Here is a 16130-nt window from a genome sequence, read left to right on the forward strand (position 1 = left end):
GTGGAGCTCACGCTGGACTCATGCCGACGGTGCCTCTACGGGAGGCTGGCCGAACAGGTCGAGCTGGGCGGCGTGCTCCTGCAGTGACGCCACGCCCATCGGTCCGACTCCGGCCGCCTCGATGCCGAGGACGGCGGCGCCCAGCTGCTGGACGGTCGTGATGATCGGCCGGTCCAGCCCGGTCGTCGCCGCGCGGATGGCGTAGCCGTCGGCCCGGGCGTCCTGCCCGGAGGGGGTGTTGATGACCATGTCGATCTGCCCGGCGGCGATCATCTCCACGATGGTCGGCTCCCCGTCGGGGCCGCGGCCCTGGCTGTGCTTGCGCACCACGGTGGCGGGGATCCCGTTGCGCCGCAGCACGTCTGCCGTGCCGGAGGTGGCGACCACGGTGAACCCCAGGTCGGTCAGCCGCTTGACCGGGAAGATCATCGAGCGCTTGTCCCGGTTGGACACCGACACGAACACGGTCCCCGACTGGGGCAGGGACGACCCGGCCCGCAGCTGGCTCTTGGCGAACGCCGTGCCGTAGTCGGCGGCGATGCCCATCACCTCGCCGGTGGAGCGCATCTCCGGGCCGAGGATGGAGTCGACCGCCTGACCGGTCTGGGTCCGGAACCGGCGGAAGGGCAGGATCGCCTCCTTGACCGAGACCGGTGCGTGGTCGGGCAGGTTGCCGCCGTCGCGGTGGCGCGGCAGGATGCCCTCCTCCCGCAGGTCCTGGATGGTCGACCCCAGCATCACCAGAGCGGCTGCACGGGCCAGCTGGACACCGGTGGCCTTGGCCACGAACGGCACGGTCCGGCTGGCGCGCGGGTTGGCCTCGAGGACGTACAGCACGTCCTGCGCCAGCGCGAACTGCACGTTGAGGAGCCCGCGCACGCCGATCGCCTCGGCGAGCTTGTGGGTGGCCTCGCGCACCCTGGTCATCTCCTCGCGTCCCAGGGTGATCGGGGGCAGGACGCACGCCGAGTCGCCGGAGTGGATCCCGGCCTCCTCGATGTGCTCCATGATGCCGCCGAGGTAGAGGTCGCGACCGTCGTAGAGGGCGTCGACGTCGATCTCGATGGCCTCGTCGAGGAACCGGTCGACCAGCACCGGGTGCTCCGGTGCGGCGGTGGTGGCCCGGGTGACGTAGGTGGTCAGCGACGCGTCGTCGTAGACGATCTCCATACCCCGTCCACCCAGGACGTAGGACGGACGGACCAGGACCGGGTAGCCGATCTCGTGGGCCACCTCCAGGGCCTCGTCCGCGGAGTAGGCGGTGCCGTGCCGGGGTGCGACCAGCCCTGTCTCGTGCAGCACGCGGCCGAAGGCACCGCGGTCCTCGGCCAGGTCGATCGCCTCCGGTGACGTGCCGACGATGGGCACGCCCTCGGCCTTCAGCGCGGCAGCCAGACCCAGCGGTGTCTGTCCGCCCAGCTGCACGATGACACCGGCGACGGGGCCGGCCTCCCGCTCGGCGTGGACGACCTCCAGGACGTCCTCGAGGGTCAGCGGCTCGAAGTAGAGCCGGCTGGAGGTGTCGTAGTCGGTCGAGACGGTCTCCGGGTTGCAGTTGACCATGACCGTGTCGAAGCCACGCTCCCGCAGCACCAGGGAGGCGTGCACGCAGGAGTAGTCGAACTCGATGCCCTGACCGATGCGGTTGGGCCCCGACCCGAGGATGATGACCGCCGGGTTCTCGCGCGGGGCCACCTCCGTCTCCGAGTCGTAGCTGGAGTAGTGGTAGGGCGTGGTGGCCACGAACTCGCCGGCGCAGGTGTCGACGGTCTTGTAGACGGGCCGCACCCCCAGGGCCTGGCGGACGCCGCGCACCACCGCCTCCGGCTGCCCGACGATCTGGGCGATCTGGGCGTCGGAGAAGCCGTGCCGCTTGGCCCGCCGCAGCAGGTGGGGGGTCGCCCGGCCCGCGGGCCCGGCGCCGGCCTGCGCCAGCTCCTCGGCGATCTGGTTGATGAGCACGATCTGGTCCAGGAACCACGGGTCGATGCCGGTGGCCTCGTGTGCCTCCTCGACCGTGGCACCCCCGCGCAGGGCCTGCTGCACGAGGACGAGCCGGCCGTCGGTCGGTGTCGCCGCCTCGGCCAGCAGTGACTGGGCCATCGCGGCCGTCGGCACCTCCTCGGGCCGCCAGTGGAAGGACGAGTCCTTGCGCTCGACGGAGCGCAGCGCCTTCTGCAGCGCCTCGGTGAAGTTGCGGCCGATCGACATGGCCTCACCGACCGACTTCATCGTGGTCGTCAGCGTGGGGTCGGCCGCGGGGAACTTCTCGAAGGCGAACCGCGGCACCTTGACCACCACGTAGTCCAGGCTCGGCTCGAACGACGCCGGCGTCTCCCGGGTGATGTCGTTGGGGACCTCGTCCAGGGTGTAGCCCAGTGCCATCCGGGCCGCGATCTTGGCGATCGGGAACCCGGTGGCCTTCGAGGCCAGCGCGGAGGACCGGGACACCCGGGGGTTCATCTCGATGACGATGATCCGGCCGTCCACGGGGTTGACCGCGAACTGGATGTTGCACCCGCCGGTGTCGACGCCGACCTCGCGGATGACCGCGATGGCGATGTCGCGCAGCCGCTGGAACTCGCGGTCTGTGAGGGTCATCGCGGGGGCCACAGTGATCGAGTCGCCGGTGTGGACCCCCATCGGGTCGAGGTTCTCGATGGAGCAGACGACCACGACGTTGTCGGCCTGGTCGCGCATGATCTCCAGCTCGTACTCCTTCCAGCCGATGATCGACTCCTCCAGGAGCACCTCGGTGGTCGGGCTGTCCTGGAGTCCCGCGCCGGCGATCAGGCGCAGCGACTCCTCGTCGTAGCCGAACCCGGACCCGAGACCGCCCATCGTGAAGGACGGCCGGACGACCACCGGGTAGCCGAGGTCGTCGGCGGCGGCCATGACCTCCTCCATCGTGTGGCAGATGACCGAGCGGGCGCTCTCGGCGCCGCACCGGGTGACCACCTCCTTGAACTGCTGCCGGTCCTCACCGAGCTGGATCGCGCGGACGTTGGCGCCGATCAGCGGGCAGTTGTAGCGCTCCAGCACCCCGGACTCGTGCAGGGCGATCGCGGTGTTGAGCGCCGTCTGACCACCGAGGGTGGCCAGCACGGCGTCGGGCCGCTCCTTGGCGATGATCGTCTCGACCACCTCGGGGGTGATCGGCTCGACGTAGGTCGCGTCGGCGACCTCGGGGTCGGTCATGATGGTCGCCGGGTTGGAGTTGACCAGGATGACCCGCACGCCCTCCTCGCGCAGCACGCGGCAGGCCTGCGTGCCGGAGTAGTCGAACTCGGCCGCCTGACCGATGACGATCGGTCCCGAGCCGATCACCAGGACGCTCGTGATCTCGGGGTTCCTAGGCATTCTCGCGTCCCTCTCGCATCATTCCCACGAATCTGTCGAACAGGTCGGCCGCGTCGTGCGGGCCGGCCGCAGCCTCCGGGTGGTACTGCACCGAGAACGCCGGGAGGTCCGAGCAGGTGACTCCCTCGACGACGTCGTCGTTCAGCGCCACGTGGGAGACCCGCACCGGCCCGTATGCCGTGTCGACCGGTTGGGTGGTGTCCCCGCCGGGCCAGGCGATGGCGAAGCCGTGGTTGTGGCTGGTGACGGCGACCTTGCCGGTCGCCCGGTCCAGCACGGGCTGGTTCATCCCGCGGTGGCCGAAGGGCAGCTTGTAGGTGTCCAGGCCGAGCGCGCGCCCGAGCAGCTGGTTGCCGAAGCAGATGCCGAAGAACGGGATCCGCGCGTCCAGCACGCTGCGCAGCAGGTCGATCTCGCTGTCGGCGGTCGCCGGGTCACCGGGGCCGTTGGAGAAGAAGACACCGTCCGGGGCCAGCTCGCGCACCCGGTCGAAACCGGTGCTCGCCGGGAGCACGTGCACCCGGATGCCGCGCTCGGCCATCAGGGCCGGGGTGGTCCCCTTGATCCCCAGGTCCAGCGCCGCGACGGTGAGCAGGTGCTCACCGACCGGCTCCACGACATACTCCTCGGTGGTGCTCACCTCGGCGGCCAGCGCCGCCCCGGTCATGTGGGGTGCGGCGTGCACCCTGGCCAGCAGTGCCTGGACCGGCTCGAGCGCGAGCGGCCCGGAGAAGATGCCGGCCCGCATGGCGCCACGGTCCCGGATGTGCCGGGTCAGGGCCCTGGTGTCGATGCCGGAGATGCCGACGACCCCGTGCTCTGCCAGCGACGTCTGCAGGTCTCCCTGCGAGCGCCAGTTGGACGGGCGGATCGCGGGGTCACGGACGACGAAGCCGGCCGCCCAGATCCGCGCGCTCTCCATGTCGTGGGCGTTGACGCCCGTGTTGCCGATGTGCGGCGCGGTCATCACGACCACCTGACGGTGGTAGCTCGGATCGGTGAGCGTCTCCTGGTAGCCGGTCATGCCGGTGCAGAAGACAGCCTCCCCGACGGTCTCGCCGACGGCGCCGTAGGAGTCGCCCTCGAAGACGCGGCCGTCCTCCAGCACGAGCACGGCGTGCGTGCCGCTGCTCACTGGTCCGCTCCCCACACGAGGCCCTCGCGCGCCGTGACGCGTCCGCGGAGCATGGTCAGGTGGATGCCGCCGGTCAGCTGGCGCCCGTGCCACGGGTTGTTGCGCGAGAGTGACCTCGAGTTGGCGGCGTCGACGACGACCGTGCGGTCGGGGTCGACGAGGGTGAGGTTGGCGGGTGCGCCCACAGTGAGTCCCTGTCCCTGGTCGGTGAGGCGCGCGATGCGCGCCGGGTCGGTTGACATGGTGCGGGCCACATCGGCCCAGCTCATCCGCCCCTCGGTGACCATGACGGTGCTGACGACCGACAGTGCGGTCTCCAGCCCGAGCATGCCGAAGGCGGCATCGACAAAGGCGTGTTCCTTGTCCTGCCGGACGTGCGGCGCGTGGTCCGTGGCGACGATGTCGATCGTGCCGTCGGCCAGGGCCTCACGCAGCGCCTCCACGTCCTCCTGCGGCCGGAGGGGCGGGTTGACCTTGAAAACCGGGTCGTAGCCGCTGAGCAGGTCGGTCGTGAGGAGCAGGTGGTGTGGCGTCACCTCGGCGGTGACGTCGATGCCCTGGGCCTTCGCCCAGCGCAGCACCTCCACGCTGCCGGCGGTCGAGACGTGGGCGACGTGCACCCGGGAGCCGGTGTGCCGGGCCAGCATGACGTCCCGCGCCACGATGGACTCCTCGGCGACTCCTGGCCAGCCGGGCAGGCCGAGGCGCCCCGACAGCTCACCCTCGTGGCAGCACGCGGTGGCGCCGGCCAGCGTCGGGTCCTGGGAGTGCTGGGAGATCACCCCGTCGAAGGAGCGGATGTACTCCAGGGCGCGGCGCATCAGGCGGGCGTCGTGCACGCAGCGACCGTCGTCGGAGAAGACGCGGACGCGGGCACGGGACCGGGCCATCAGACCCAGCTCGGCCAGCTCCTCACCGGCGAGTCCCTTGGAGACCGCACCGACCGGGTGGACGTCGACGTAGCCGGCGCGCTGTCCGAGGTCGACGATCCGCTCGGCGGCCTCCGCGGTGTCGGTCACCGGGGTGGTGTTGGCCATGGCCAGGACTGCGGTGTAGCCACCGGCCGCCGCGGCCTGGGAGCCGGTCTCGATCGTCTCGGCGTCCTCGCGCCCCGGCTCACGCAGGTGGGTGTGCAGGTCCACCAGTCCCGGCAGGGCGACCAGGCCCTCCGCGTGGTAGCGCTGGGCACCGCTGGGTGCCTCGTCCGCGGCGTCGGCGCCCGCCGCGACGATCCGCCCGTCGACCACCAGCAGGTCGCCGGTCCCGGCGCCGGCCAGGTCGGCCCCGGTGATCAGTAGTGGGGAGCCAGCATGGTGTGACTCGGTGGTGGGTCGGTTCTCGGCGCTCATGCGGCGCTCCCTTCGCCGGACAGCAGGTGGTAGAGGATCGACATGCGGACCGCCACCCCGGCGGAGACCTGGTCCAGGACCAGGGACTGGGCGGCGTCGGCCGCGTCCCCGGAGATCTCCAGGCCACGGTTCATCGGTCCGGGGTGACAGATCACCGCGTGGTCCGGGAGGAGCCCCAACCGGTCCTTGGTGAGTCCGTACGTGACGGCATACTCCCTTGCAGTCGGGAAGTAGCCACCGGACATCCGCTCACGCTGGACCCGCAGCATCATGACCGCGTCCACGGTGGGCAGGACGGCGTCCAGGTCGTGCGAGATCTCCAGGCCCTCACGCGCTGCCCAGGGGCCGATGCCCGCCGGCATCAGCGTCGCGGGGGCGACGAGGGTGACCTTCGCGCCGAGGGTGGTCAGGCACAGGACGTTGGAGCGGAAGACCCGGGAGTGGGTCAGGTCGCCGACGAGCGCGACGTGCCTGCCCTCGAGGTCACCGAGGCGCTGCCGCATCGTGTAGGCGTCGAGCAGGGCCTGGCTGGGGTGCTCGTGCGTCCCGTCACCCGCGTTGACGATGGAGCACCTCGTCCACTGCGCGATCTGGGCGGGCGCGCCGGAGGCCATGTGACGAACGATCATCATGTCGACGCCCATCGCGTCGATGGTCTTCACCGTGTCGCGCAGCGACTCGCCCTTGGAGACCGAGGTGCCCTTGCCGGTGAGGTTGATCGTGTCGGCGGACAGCCACTTGCCGGCGATCTCGAAGCTGCTGCGGGTGCGGGTGGAGTCCTCGAAGAAGAAGTTGATGATGGTGCGGCCGCGCAGGGTCGGGAGCTTCTTGACGTCGCGGTGCTGCACCTCGTGCATGCTGACCGCGGTGTCGAGGATCTCCAGGATCTCCTCGCGTGACAGGTCGGCGATCGAGAGCAGGTGCTTCACCGGCCCTCACCCCCGGGAGTCGAGATGACGACCTCGTCCGCGCCGTCGGACTCCGCCAGCCGCACCGAGACCCGCTCGGCGTGGGCGGTCGGCAGGTTCTTGCCGACGTAGTCGGCACGGATCGGCAGCTCGCGGTGCCCGCGGTCGACCAGCACGGCGAGCCGGACGGCACGGGGGCGGCCCAGGTCGGCGAGGCTGTCGAGGGCGGCCCGCACGGTGCGGCCGGAGTAGAGCACGTCGTCCACGAGGACCACGACCTTGCCGTCGACGCCGCCGTCGGGCACCTCACTGCGTTCCATGGCCCGGACGGGCTGGGAGCGCAGGTCGTCGCGGTACATCGTGATGTCGAGGGTCCCCACCGGGATGTCGACGCCCTCGACGTCGTGGAGTGCCTCGGACAGTCGCCGGGCCAGCGGCACGCCGCGGGTCGGGATCCCCATGAGGACGAGCCCCTCGGACCCCTTGTTGCCCTCGAGGATCTCGTGGGCGATGCGGCGCAGCGCACGGGCGATCTCGGCCTGGGCCAGCACCACCCGTCCACCGGTCTCGTCGGTGGCCCTCTGAGGGGCCTGGTCACGGGCAGGGCACATGGCCCACTCCTTCCCCGCCTCACAGGACGGTGATTAAAGGACGTGTGTGTTTGGTCGGCCCTACCCTATATCCCCACCAGGTGACTCTTCGCAGGGGTGGTGGCAGCGGCCCCATCCCGACCGAGCGCACCGCCATCGTGTCAACGAGCGCGCGGGCTCGTGCCGGACGGCCGGGTCTGCAGCCCCGACCGCCGGTCACCGGACTCACATGCGTTCGGCGTAGACCGCCATCGCGTCCCGGACGAACTCCACGTAACCGGGGTAGTTGGCCCCGAACCGCGGGTCTGCGACGTACATCTCCCCGAGTCCTCTCAGGTACTCCGGTGAGACCGTGGTCGGCCCGGACAACCAGGCCACGTGACGCGCCGTCACGGCCTGCGCCTCGGTCGAGTCCGGGGCCGCCCCGCTCTCGGCCAGCTCTCCGTAGGCGGTGGCGATGTCCTTCTGCTCCTGCTGGAAGCTCTTCTTCTCCGCGTCGGAGAGGGAGCGCCACCAACGGTCGCTGTCGGCATACGCCTTTGTGCCCCAGCGCTGTTCGACCTCCTCGCGGTGCTGCGTGTGGTCAAACTCCTCGAAAACCTCGTCTGCCATGAGTTGTTCACCTCCTTCCATCTTGCTGATCGTGCGCTCGAGCGACGCGATGCGTCGGGTGAGCTCACGGCGGTGGTGCCGCATCTGCACGGCGTGCTCCTTGAGCGCTGACACGGTGTCGACGTCCCGCCGGAGAACATCCTCGATGGCCTCCAGCCCGACGCCGTAGTCACGCAGGATCCGGATCCGCAGCAGGGTGCCGAGCGCGGACTCGTCATAGAGCCGCATCCCGTTCGCACCGCTGCCCGTGGGCGTGAGCAGCCCGCGCTCTCCGTAGTAGCGCAGCGTCCTACTCGTTGTCCCAGCGGCCCTGGCGAGCTTCTGGATCGACCACTTCACCTGTCACCTCCTCTGCTGTGTCACGCCGCGTCGCCGCGGCACCAGACCAGTGTGCAGGTTGACGTATACGTCAATGTCAAATCGAATTCTCCGCGCTGTGGTCTCGTCTGGACCTGGCGGGGCGCAACGTGTGCCGCAGACCCGACGCAGGCCGTATGCGGAGTGCTCGGGTCTCCCTCCTCTCACCGGTGCGCGAGGGGATGGTCGGCACGGACGCTGTCCGGGCAGTGCTGGACACCCAGGTGCGCTGGTGTGGCCGGCCACGGGGGCAGGCAGCCCTGGAGCTCCATGATCCGAGGCGGGAGTCGTGGCCGGAGCCCGTCGCGCGGGTCCTCGCCCTGCAGGAGGGCGCCATGAGCGGCTCGGGCGGGCGTCAGGCCAGGGTGGCCTTGACGTCCGACACGCGGGCCAGCAGCCCGTTGACGAACTTCGGGGACTCGTCGGTCGACATGCCCTGGACCAGCTCGACGGCCTCGGAGATCGCGACGGGGTCAGGGACCTCGTCGTTCCAGACGATCTCCCACATCGCGACGCGGAGTGCGGCACGGTCGACCGAGGGCATCCGGTCCAGCTGCCAGCCGTGGCTGTAGGTCTCCAGGACCTCGTTGATCTCCCCCCAGTGCGCCAGGACGCCCTCGACGAGGGTCACGGTGTACTCCGGGAGCGGGTGCTGCGTCGTCGGCGCGGCGACGCGCTCGGCCAGCAGGTCGCCGACGTTGATGTCCCTGGCCTCGGCCTCGAAGAGCAGCTCGAGGGCGCGCTTGCGGGCCCTGGTGCGTGCGGCCACCGAGTCAGTCGTTCACGCGGCCGAGGTAGGACCCGTCGCGGGTGTCCACCTTGACCTTGGTGCCGGACTCGAGGAACAGCGGCACCTGGATCTCGGCGCCGGTCTCCAGCGTGGCCGGCTTGGTCCCGCCCGTCGAGCGGTCGCCCTGCAGGCCGGGGTCGGTGTGCGTGATCTCCAGGACGACGCTCGGAGGGAGCTCGACATAGAGGACGGTGCCCTCGTGCTGGGCGATCATGGCCTGACCGTTCTCCAGCAGGTAGTCCTTGGCGCTGCCCATGATCTCGGCGGACACCGGCACCTGCTCGTAGGTCTTGCTGTCCATGAAGATGTAGTCGGTGCCGTCGTTGTAGAGGTACTCCATGTCGGAGCGGTCCACGGTGGCGGTCTCGACCTTGGTGCCGGCGTTGAACGTCTTGTCGATGATCTTGTTGGAGGTGACGTTCTTGAGCTTGGTGCGCACGAACGCCGGGCCCTTGCCGGGCTTGACGTGCTGGAACTCCAGCACCTGCCACAGCCCGTTGTCCATGGACAGGACCATGCCGTTCTTCAGGTCGTTCGTGGTTGCCACAGGCGCCTCTTTCGTATGTCGTGTGCCGCCCCGGCGCACAACGGCACCATCAGAGGGCTCGGGATCGTCGATCAGTTTAACGGGTGGGGACCGGTGTGCGGTAATACGACGGCGACGTCAGCGGTCCTGCGCGGCGAGCGCCCGGAGCGCGAGCAGGTAGGAACCAGCCCCGAAGCCGGCGATCGTCCCGGTGGCCGAGCGCGCCACCACGGAGGTGTGCCGGAAGGTCTCGCGGGCGGCCGGGTTGGACAGGTGCACCTCGACCAGCCGGGAGCCCATGCCGACCAGGTGCGCGCACGCGTCCCCCACCGCATACGAGTAGTGGGTGAAGGCCGCAGGGTTGAGCACCACGTCCCAGCCGGCCGCGGCGGCCTCGTGCAGCCACCCCACCAGCTCCCCCTCGTCGTCGGTCTGCCGGCAGGTCGCCTCCAGCCCGAGGGCGGCGGCCTCGTCGACCACCTGCCCCTGGAGGTCGTCGAGCGTGAGGGTGCCGTAGATCTCCGGCTCGCGGCTGCCCAGGGCAGCCAGGTTGGGACCGCTGAGGACGAGGACGTGGTGGGACACGCTGCCATCGTATGCGGCAGAGTGGCCGCCATGAGTTGGACCAAGGCCCTCGGAATCTCAGCGGCCGGCCTGGCCGCCGTGGCGACGCACGACCTGCTGCAGCGCAAGCACGCCATCCTGCGCACCTTCCCGGTTCTCGGACGCGCCAGGTACCTCCTGGAGAAGGTGGGGCCGGAGCTGCGGCAGTACATCGTCACCGACAACGACGAGGAGCGGCCCTTCAGCCGGGACCAGCGGCGCTTCATCTATGCCAGCTCCAAGCTGGAGAACCCGTACTTCGGGTTCGGCACCGACAACAACGTCGAGCAGGACGAGGGCTACGCGGTGCTCAAGCACCGCACGTTCGCGCCGGTCTCCCCCAGCACCCTGGCGCACTCCGGCGAGCACGACGTCGTCCCCTGCGCGAAGGTGCTCGGTGCGGCCCGTGGCCGGCGCGGTGCCTTCCGTCCGCAGTCGGTGATCAACGTCTCGGCCATGAGCTTCGGGTCGTTGTCGGCGCCGGCCGTGGAGGCGATGAACCGGGGGTGTGCCGCGGCAGGTGCCCTCCAGAACACCGGGGAGGGAGGCATCTCCGACCACCACCGGCACGGTGCCGACCTGATCTTCCAGATCGGCACGGCCTACTTCGGCTGCCGGGACGAGGACGGGGCGTTCAGCCTCGAGCGCCTCAAGGCCCTCGTGGCCTCGGCGCCGGTGCGGGCGATCGAGGTCAAGCTGAGCCAGGGTGCCAAGCCCGGCCTGGGCGGCATGCTGCCCCGCGCCAAGATCAGCGACGAGATCGCCCAGATCCGGGGCATCAGCAAGGAGCGGGACTGCGCCAGCCCGTCGCGCCACGCCGAGTTCGACAGCGTGGACAGCATGCTGGACTGGATCGAGCTGATCGCGGAGGAGACCGGCCTGCCGGTCGGCATCAAGTCGGCGGTCGGGGACCTGACCTTCTGGGAGGAGCTGGCCGACCAGATGGCCACGACCGACCGTGGCGTGGACTTCATCACCATCGACGGTGGCGAGGGCGGGACCGGGGCCGCCCCACTGAGCTTCGTCGACTCCGTGGCGCTCCCCTTCCGGCTGGGTTTCCCGCGGGTGTTCCGGATCTTCGCCGAACGGGGCCTCAGCGAGCAGGTGGTCTTCATCGGGGCGGGCAAGCTCGGGTTGCCGGACAACGCCGCGGTGGCCTTCGCGCTGGGCGCGGACCTGGTCTACGTCGCGCGGGAGGCGATGATCTCCATCGGGTGCATCCAGGCACAGCGGTGCCACGACGACCACTGCCCCACCGGGGTCGCCACCCAGAACCCCTGGCTCACGCGCGGCATCGACGTGCCGCTCAAGTCCGAGCGGGCCGCGAACTACCTGCGCGCGTGGCGCCGCGAGATGCTCAAGCTCGCCGAGGCGTGCGGGGTGGCGCACCCGGCCCTGCTGGGCACCGACGATGTCGAGATCCTGTTGGGCACCCGCAGCGCCACCCCGCTGCGCGAGGTGGTGGGCTACCAGCCCGGCTGGGGGCTGCCCACCGCGCAGCAACGGGCCGAGCTGGAGCAGCTCATGGCCCCGGCCTCCCGGGGCGGCAGCGCGCCGCGGTCGGCGACGGCCCGATGACCGCCGCCGGCCCGCTGACCGACCGGCAGTGGACCGCCTCGCTCACCGACGAGGCGCTCCCGGTCCTGCCCGACCTGCTCACCGACCAGGTCCCCGGTCCCCTGGCCGCGGTGGCGGGGGCGTCCGGAGGCACCGTCACCGCGGTCAGGGTCAGCCAGGTGACCTGGTGGCCGGGGCGCAGCGCGACGGTCTCCTGGGACAGCATCATCGAGGGTGGGCCGCTGGCCGGTCGGGCTACCTACGTCGGCACCACGCTGGACGCCCCCGAGGGTGCCGTCACGGTGGGGGACGGCGAGGAGACCGTCGCTGTGTGGCGGGTGCCGCACGACCCCTTCCTGCCGGCCCTGCCGACCGTGTTGCAGCCCGAGGTGGCGGCCTCCGTCGTCGCCGGGCTGGGCGGCGAGATCACCGACCCGAGCACGCGTCTGCGGGCCTACCGTCCGAGCCGACGCGCCGTCATCGAGGTCACCGGCCGGGGCCACCGCCTCTATCTCAAGCTCGTCAAGCCGCGACGGCTGCAGGCGCTCCACCAGCGTCACCTGGACCTGGACGGCCGGCTCCCCGTGCCCGAACCGCTGGGGATCAACCGGGACCTCGGTCTGCTGGTGATGCGCAGTATGACCGGGGCCACGCTGCGTGACGTCCTCGAGGACCCCGGTGGTCGCCTCCCGCACCCGGAGGTCATCGCCGGGCTCCCGGGGACGCTGCCCCGCCTCGCGCGCACGGCGACGGTCCACTCCGCGGTGGAGGCGGTGCCGCGGATGGCCGAGCTGCTGCGCCGTCTGCTGCCGATGGAGTCCGACCGGATCTCCCGCCTCGCCGAGGAGATCGGCCCGGACGACGTCACCGAGCGGGTGCCGGCCCACGGCGACTACCACGAGGCCCAGCTGCTGGTGGCCGACGGCCGGGTCAGCGGGATCCTGGACGTCGACACCCTGGGCGTGGCCCGTCCCGGCGACGACCCCGGCACCATGCTCGGCCACCTCGCGGTGTGGCACACGATGTCCTCGCAGCCGGACCGGGTCGCCGCCTACGCCACCGCGCTGCAGGAGAGGTGGGAGGCCGTCCTGGACCCGCGCGACGTGCGGCTGCGCGCGGCGGCCCGCATCATCGGACTGGCGGCCGGTCCGTTCCGGGTGCAGCAGCAGGGGTGGCCGGTGGAGACGTCCAGGCGGCTCGCCCTGGCGGAGCACTGGGTGGAGTCGGCCCGAGCCGTCTGACGAGCACTGCCCGTGGACCGCCTCCGGGGCCCTCCCCCGCGTCACTCGACGGCCGTCCCCCGCGTCACCCGACGCCCGTCCCCCGCGTCACCCGACGCCCGTCCCCCGCGTCACTCGACGCCCGTCCCCCGCGTCACTCGACGCCCGTCCCTCGCGACATCCGCCGGCCGTCCCCCGCGTCACCCCGCGGTCGTGACCGCCGCAAAGGCCTCGGTGAGCAGCCGCTCGTCGGGACCGTCCAGTCGCTGGGTCGAGCCCACTCCCGAGAGCACGATGAAGCGCAGCGTCGTCCCGCGGGCCTTCTTGTCCCGCGCCATGGCGCTGCGCAGCGCCTCCCAGTCGCTGCCGGCATAGCTGGTCGGCAGTCCGACGGAGCCCAGGACGGACCGGTGCCGTTCCAGGACGGCCGGGTCCAGCACACCGGACCGTACGGCCAGCTCCGCGGCGAAGACCATGCCGACCGCGACCGCGTCACCGTGGCGCCACCGGTAGTCCTCGACCTGCTCGATCGCGTGGGCGAAGGTGTGCCCATAGTTGAGGATCTCGCGGATCCCGGCCTCCGTGAGGTCGTTCTCCACCACGTCCGCCTTGACCTCGACGGCCCGGGCGATCAGCTCGCCCAGGACCGGCGCGGCCGGGTCGCAGGCGGCAGCGGGGTCGGCCTCGATGAGGTCGAGGATGACCGGGTCGGCGATGAAGCCGCACTTGATGACCTCGGCCAGGCCGGAGACCAGGTCGGGTCGGGACATCGACGCCATCCAGGCCGGGTCGCACAGCACCGCCCGCGGCTCGTGGAAGGCGCCAACCAGGTTCTTGCCCTCGGCGGTGTTGATGCCGGTCTTGCCGCCGACCGCCGCGTCCACGACGCCGAGCAGCGAGGTGGGCAGCTGGACCACGTCGACGCCACGCAGCCAGCTGGCGGCCACAAAACCCGCGAGGTCGGTCGCGGCGCCACCACCGACGCCGACAACCAGGTCGTCCCTGGTGAATCCCGCCTGTCCCAGGGCGCCCCAGGCTCCGGCGAGCACGCTGACGTCCTTGGCCGCCTCGGCGTCCGGCACCTCGTGCGTGAAGGGTGCACCGCCGGCGGCCCGGACCCGCTCCACCACCTCGTCGACGAGAGCGGCCCGTCCGGGCTGGTGGATGACCATCACCCGTCGTCCACCGCCGACGTGCTCACCCAGCCGCGCCAGGGCGTCGGGGCCGATGTGCACGGCATAGCGCCCACCGACCGAGATGGTCCGTATGCCGGAGGCTCCCCCTGACCGTTCGTCGGCGGCTGTCACAACTGGTCCAGGGCCTGGACGAGGCTGTCGACGACCTCCGCCGGTGTGCGGCCCGCCGTGTCCACGCGGACCGTGCTCACCGCCTCGTAGACCGGGCGCCGGGCCTGCATGAGCCGGTTCCAGGAGGCGCGCGGGTTGACGGCGAGCAACGGCCGGGACCCGTCGAAACCGACTCGCCCGGCGGCGTCGGCGATCCCGACGTCGAGGAAGGCGACCCGCTGTCCGGCCAGTGCCTCCTGCACGGCGGCGTCCAGCACGGCACCGCCGCCGAGGGCGAGCACGCCGCCACCGTGCTGCAGTGCCCGGAGCACCGTCTCGCGCTCGATCACGCGGAAAGCGGCCTCCCCGTCATCGAGGAAGATGTCGGAGATCGACCGGCCCTGTGCCTCCTCGATGAGGGCGTCCGTGTCGCGGAACGCGGTGCCCCAGCGCTGGGCGAGCAGGGCCCCGACGGTCGACTTGCCGGCGCCGGGAGGGCCGATCAGCACGGCGCGCGGGTGCTCCACGGTCACGCGTCGGTCCCCTCGCCCGTGGCCGGCTCGTCGACCTCGGAGGCGGTGCCGCCCATCAGCCTGGGGATCGCGGCGAGGTAGGACCTGACGTTGCGGCTCACCTCGGTGACCGAGTCCCCGCCGAACTTCTCCAGGACGGCCTCGGCCAGGACGAGGGCCACCATCGCCTCGGCAACGACACCTGCCGCGGGCACGGCGCACACGTCCGAGCGCTGGTGGATGGCGGTGGCCGGCTCCCCCGTCGCCACGTCGATGGTCTGCAAGGCGCGCGGCACGGTGCTGATCGGCTTCATCGCGGCGCGCACCCGCAGCACCTCACCGGTGCTCATGCCCCCCTCGGTGCCGCCCGAGCGCAGGGTCTGGCGGTGCACCGCCCCGGCCTTGTCCCGGACGATCTCGTCATGGGCCTGGCTGCCGCGACGGGCCGCGGTGCGGAACCCCTCACCGACCTCGACCCCCTTGATCGCCTGGATCCCCATGAGGGCACCCGCGAGGCGGGCGTCCAGCCTGCGGTCCCAGTGCGTGTAGGACCCGAGCCCCGGCGGGACCCCCCACGCCAGCACCTCGACGACGCCGCCCAAGGTGTCGCCGTCCTTCTTGGCGGCGTCGATCTCGGCCACCATGGCCGCCGACAGGTCCGCGTCGAGCGTGCGGACCGGGTCGGCGTCGAGACGGTCCACGTCCTCGGGGCGTGGCAGGCTCACGGCCTCCGGGGCGTCCCGGTCGCTGTGGACGCCCGGCACCGAGCCGATCGCGACGGTGTGGCTGACCAGTCGGATACCGACGGCCTGCTCGAGGAAGGCGGCGGCCACCGCACCGAGCGCCACACGTGCGGCGGTCTCGCGGGCGCTGGCCCGCTCCAGCACCGGACGCGCCTCCTCAAAGCCGTACTTCTGCATCCCCACCAGGTCGGCGTGACCCGGTCGGGGCCGGGTGAGCGCCTTGTTGCGGGCGATCTCCTGGGGGGCGCCGACGTCGCTGGCGCGCTCGAGGTCGCTGCGGTCCACCGGCTCGGGGTTCATGACGGCGGTCCACTTGGCCCACTCGGAGTTGCCGATCTGCAGCGCGACGGGGCTCCCCAGCGTCAGGCCGTGCCGCATCCCGCCCTGGAAGGACAGCTGGTCGGCCTCGAACGACATCCGCGCGCCCCGGCCGTAGCCCAGCCTGCGCCGGGCCAGCGCCCCCTCCACCGCAGCCCTCTCGACCCGCACCCCGGCGGGGAGTCCCTCGAGAATCGCGGTGAGAGCGGGACCGTGCGACTCACCTGCAGTCAACCAGCGCAGCATGGCGGCATCTTGTCACGC

At 71.4% G+C, this 16130-nt stretch carries 14 protein-coding genes; 2 read left to right on the top strand and 12 right to left on the bottom strand.

Annotation, left to right across the window (positions count from 1 at the left end; genetic code table 11):
* Positions 1 to 18: 18 nt before the first annotated feature.
* From carB to DA085_RS03300, 9 genes are all read right to left on the bottom strand, one after another.
* The gene (carB, locus tag DA085_RS03260) at positions 19 to 3360 is read right to left on the bottom strand and encodes a carbamoyl-phosphate synthase large subunit (protein WP_109471489.1); all 3342 of its coding nucleotides are present in this window, start codon (positions 3358 to 3360) and stop codon (positions 19 to 21) included.
* Positions 3353 to 4495: a glutamine-hydrolyzing carbamoyl-phosphate synthase small subunit gene (carA, locus tag DA085_RS03265; protein WP_109471490.1), complete on the bottom strand. Its 1143-nt coding sequence runs from the start codon at positions 4493 to 4495 to the stop codon at positions 3353 to 3355. Before carA ends, carB begins: the two co-directional genes overlap by 8 nt.
* Positions 4492 to 5844, bottom strand: coding sequence for a dihydroorotase (locus tag DA085_RS03270; protein WP_109471491.1), 1353 nt, complete (start codon positions 5842 to 5844; stop codon positions 4492 to 4494). The genes carA and DA085_RS03270 overlap by 4 nt, the downstream gene beginning before the upstream one ends.
* Positions 5841 to 6773 (bottom strand): aspartate carbamoyltransferase catalytic subunit, encoded by a 933-nt coding sequence (locus DA085_RS03275; RefSeq protein WP_109471492.1) that lies wholly within the window; start codon positions 6771 to 6773, stop codon positions 5841 to 5843. The genes DA085_RS03270 and DA085_RS03275 overlap by 4 nt, the downstream gene beginning before the upstream one ends.
* Positions 6770 to 7363 (bottom strand): bifunctional pyr operon transcriptional regulator/uracil phosphoribosyltransferase PyrR, encoded by a 594-nt coding sequence (gene pyrR, locus DA085_RS03280; RefSeq protein ID WP_109471493.1) that lies wholly within the window; start codon positions 7361 to 7363, stop codon positions 6770 to 6772. The genes DA085_RS03275 and pyrR overlap by 4 nt, the downstream gene beginning before the upstream one ends.
* Before the next feature lie 204 nt (positions 7364 to 7567).
* A complete protein-coding gene (locus DA085_RS03285) occupies positions 7568 to 8293 on the bottom strand; it encodes a MerR family transcriptional regulator (protein WP_109471494.1) in 726 nt (241 codons plus the stop codon).
* 373 nt (positions 8294 to 8666) lie between these two features.
* Positions 8667 to 9080 carry a transcription antitermination factor NusB gene (gene nusB, locus DA085_RS03290; protein ID WP_109471495.1) on the bottom strand — a complete coding sequence of 138 codons (414 nt, stop codon included), beginning with the start codon at positions 9078 to 9080 and terminating at the stop codon, positions 8667 to 8669.
* Positions 9081 to 9084: 4 nt separating this feature from the next.
* On the bottom strand, positions 9085 to 9648 hold the full coding sequence (gene efp / locus DA085_RS03295) for an elongation factor P (RefSeq protein WP_109471496.1): 564 nt from the start codon (positions 9646 to 9648) through the stop codon (positions 9085 to 9087).
* Positions 9649 to 9765: 117 nt separating this feature from the next.
* Complete coding sequence (locus tag DA085_RS03300) at positions 9766 to 10212, bottom strand: type II 3-dehydroquinate dehydratase (RefSeq protein WP_109471497.1); 447 nt, start codon at positions 10210 to 10212, stop codon at positions 9766 to 9768.
* A gap of 30 nt (positions 10213 to 10242) precedes the next feature.
* Between DA085_RS03300 and DA085_RS03305 the strand changes: the two genes are divergently transcribed.
* Together DA085_RS03305 and DA085_RS03310 are read left to right on the top strand one after the other, a co-directional pair.
* Entirely contained in the window at positions 10243 to 11808 is a 1566-nt protein-coding gene (locus DA085_RS03305) for an FMN-binding glutamate synthase family protein (RefSeq protein ID WP_109471540.1), read from the top strand.
* Positions 11805 to 13028 carry a phosphotransferase gene (locus tag DA085_RS03310; protein WP_109471498.1) on the top strand — a complete coding sequence of 408 codons (1224 nt, stop codon included), beginning with the start codon at positions 11805 to 11807 and terminating at the stop codon, positions 13026 to 13028. The genes DA085_RS03305 and DA085_RS03310 overlap by 4 nt, the downstream gene beginning before the upstream one ends.
* Before the next feature lie 179 nt (positions 13029 to 13207).
* On the opposite strand, the gene aroB is transcribed toward DA085_RS03310, so the two are convergent.
* Genes aroB through aroC form a run of 3 tightly spaced genes read right to left on the bottom strand, consistent with a single transcriptional unit; the run spans position 13208 to position 16112 of the window.
* Positions 13208 to 14314 carry a 3-dehydroquinate synthase gene (aroB, locus tag DA085_RS03315; RefSeq protein WP_237565275.1) on the bottom strand — a complete coding sequence of 369 codons (1107 nt, stop codon included), beginning with the start codon at positions 14312 to 14314 and terminating at the stop codon, positions 13208 to 13210.
* Entirely contained in the window at positions 14311 to 14826 is a 516-nt protein-coding gene (locus DA085_RS03320) for a shikimate kinase (protein ID WP_419866492.1), read from the bottom strand. Before DA085_RS03320 ends, aroB begins: the two co-directional genes overlap by 4 nt.
* On the bottom strand, positions 14823 to 16112 hold the full coding sequence (gene aroC, locus DA085_RS03325; protein ID WP_109471499.1) for a chorismate synthase: 1290 nt from the start codon (positions 16110 to 16112) through the stop codon (positions 14823 to 14825). Before aroC ends, DA085_RS03320 begins: the two co-directional genes overlap by 4 nt.
* Positions 16113 to 16130 lie beyond the last annotated feature (18 nt).

Source organism: Ornithinimicrobium cavernae (assembly GCF_003121625.1).
Classification (GTDB): domain Bacteria; phylum Actinomycetota; class Actinomycetes; order Actinomycetales; family Dermatophilaceae; genus Ornithinicoccus; species Ornithinicoccus cavernae.

Bases quoted from the DNA above. Each gene is read 5' to 3' on its own strand.
- carB (WP_109471489.1), bottom strand. From the start codon at position 3,360: ATGCCTAGGAACCCCGAGATCACGAGCGTCCTGGTGATCGGCTCGGGA.
- aroC (WP_109471499.1), bottom strand. From the start codon at position 16,112: ATGCTGCGCTGGTTGACTGCAGGTGAGTCGCACGGTCCCGCTCTCACC.
- DA085_RS03305 (WP_109471540.1), top strand. From the start codon at position 10,243: ATGAGTTGGACCAAGGCCCTCGGAATCTCAGCGGCCGGCCTGGCCGCC.
- DA085_RS03270 (WP_109471491.1), bottom strand. From the start codon at position 5,844: ATGAGCGCCGAGAACCGACCCACCACCGAGTCACACCATGCTGGCTCC.
- DA085_RS03310 (WP_109471498.1), top strand. From the start codon at position 11,805: ATGACCGCCGCCGGCCCGCTGACCGACCGGCAGTGGACCGCCTCGCTC.
- pyrR (WP_109471493.1), bottom strand. From the start codon at position 7,363: ATGTGCCCTGCCCGTGACCAGGCCCCTCAGAGGGCCACCGACGAGACC.